The 2106-nt window shown below is 65.4% G+C and carries 2 protein-coding genes; both read right to left on the bottom strand.

The annotated features are described in order from the left end of the window. Positions 1-190 precede the first annotated feature (190 nt). Positions 191-1156, bottom strand: coding sequence for a PDR/VanB family oxidoreductase (locus ACS5PJ_RS22585; protein WP_439437074.1), 966 nt, complete (start codon positions 1154-1156; stop codon positions 191-193). 164 nt (positions 1157-1320) lie between these two features. Next, the coding region (locus ACS5PJ_RS22590) for an IclR family transcriptional regulator (RefSeq protein ID WP_439437075.1) at positions 1321-2106 on the bottom strand (786 nt) is incomplete at its 5' end.

Genomic DNA, 2106 nt, shown 5'->3' on the forward strand with positions numbered 1-2106 from the left:
GCATCGCGAAGCCGCCCCAGGAACGGGTACGGATCAAGGAGATTTGCGGTCTCGAAGGGGTCCTCGCCCAATACATTGGCTTCATGGGTGGTTACGGTCATTGGAATCACTCCTGGTGACGAAACTTGGCTGGGATGGTCCAGTCAGCGACTGGACCACAGGTGGGCTACCGCGAAAAGGCAGAGCTTTTCTACAAATCCAGAACGAGGCGCGGACAGCCGGCGGCAGCGCGCGAGACGCAGACCAGCATGACCTCACCGGCTTCGCGGTCCTCTTCCGAAAGCACAGCGTCGCGGTGCTCGGGCTCACCGGAAATGATCTGGGTTTCGCAGGTGCCGCACAACCCGCCGCGGCAGGAGGACAGGACGCGCACGCCCACCTCTTCAACGGCCTCGAGGATAGTTTTGTCGTTCGGCACTGTCACGGTTGTTCCGGTCCTGGCCAGTTCCACCTCGAACGGCGCGTTGGCCGCCGCAGCACCAAGCGTGGAGGCGACGAAGCGTTCGGTGTGCAGTGCGCCCGGAGGCCAGCCCATGCAGCGCTCTTCCACCGCGCCGAGCAGTCCCCCGGGACCGCACGCGTACACCAGCATGTGAGCCCGGGGCATGCCGAGTATCTGGTCGAGGTCCAGGCGGCCAACCTCGTCCTCGGCGACGATACGGATACGGTCAGTGCCGTACCGGTCCTCCAACTGCTGCGCGAACGCCATCGTGTTCCGGCTTCGGCCACCATAGATCAGCGTCCATTCCTTGCCGACGGCCTCGGCTGCCTCCAGCATCGGGATCAGGGGCGTAATACCGATGCCGCCTGCGAGGAAAAGGTAGCGCCGCGATTCGCGCATGGGGAAGTTGTTGCGCGGCTCAGAGATGGTGATCGGGGTACCGGCGAGCAGGGCATGCACCGCTTTTGACCCGCCGCGGGATTCAGGCACATGTAGCACGCCGATCCGCAGATGGTCCAGCTCCTGCGGTGAGGAACACAGGGAGTACTGACGCACCAAACCGTCGCCCACATGGACGTCAATGTGCGCGCCGGGCTGCCAGGGCTGGAACGGCTGGCCGTCCACCCGCCGCAGCACCAGGGAAACCACCTGGTCCGCCACAATGTCCACCTGGTCGACAACAGCGTCGATGGTGGCTCCTGCAGATGCAGTCATCAGTCTTCACTTCCTTTGGAACGGCTCGCCTGGCAATGCAGGTTTAGGCCGGATCTCCGGCCGGACTATGCGCTTACTTGAGGTTAGGTGTTCCACGACACATGCCGCCCGTAGCTTTCCATCCAACGGAAAGGGTGTCTGCTGGAAGCTGTCGCAAGCCCGAGCTACTTCGGGAGATGCTCCACGCCGAGCCGCCGGGCAATGCCCCGCGCCGCGATGTTGAGCACGGGAACCACGCTGCCCACCGGAGCGGGCCGGCCCCGGGTCACGATGCCCAAGGCGGCCACCACCTGCTTGTTGGGCAGGAACACCGGGACGGCCAGGCCGTAGTTGTCCGGCCCGGCTTCTTCGGCAGTGGTGGCGTAGCCGTTGGCCCGGACACGTTCGATTTCGGTCGCCAGCGCTGCGGGCTTGGTAATGGTGCGGGGCGCGTGCGGCTCCAAGTGCTGGACGGCCGCGGAAAACAGGTCCTCGGGCCCGTAGGCCAGCATGATCTTTCCGGCGGCACTGGCATGCAGTGGCAGGCGCGCGCCCACCCGTCGGAAGGGCTGGCCGGCGCCAGTGCCGGACATCCGCTCCACCAGCAGAACCTCGTGCCCTTCCAGGATGAACAGGTTCACCACGTTGTGGGTGACGAAGAGGACGTCCTGCATGAACGGGGCAGCCACCTCCGCGATGTTCTGCTGTGCGGGGGCAAGCAAGCCAAGCCGCCAGATCCGTTGCCCCACCCGGTACTCGCTGTTCAGCTTCTCCAGGCCGCCCCAGGCAACCAAATCACCGGCTAGGCGGTGCGCGGTGGCCACCGGCAGCCCTGCCCGCCGGGCCATTGCGCTCAGGCTTTGAACCGAGTGTTCGGTGTCGAAGGTGCCCAACAAGGCCAGGGCCCGTGAGGTGACACTGGCTGCCTGATGGGCGGCAGCATCGCCGTCGTCAGCCGGACGTCTGTGGGC

The sequence above is a fragment of the Pseudarthrobacter cremeus genome (assembly GCF_051857465.1).
Classification (GTDB): domain Bacteria; phylum Actinomycetota; class Actinomycetes; order Actinomycetales; family Micrococcaceae; genus Arthrobacter.

What these genes read in the sequence shown, in the direction of transcription:
- ACS5PJ_RS22585 (WP_439437074.1), bottom strand. Translation starts at nt 1,156, where the DNA reads ATGACTGCATCTGCAGGAGCCACCATCGACGCTGTTGTCGACCAGGTG.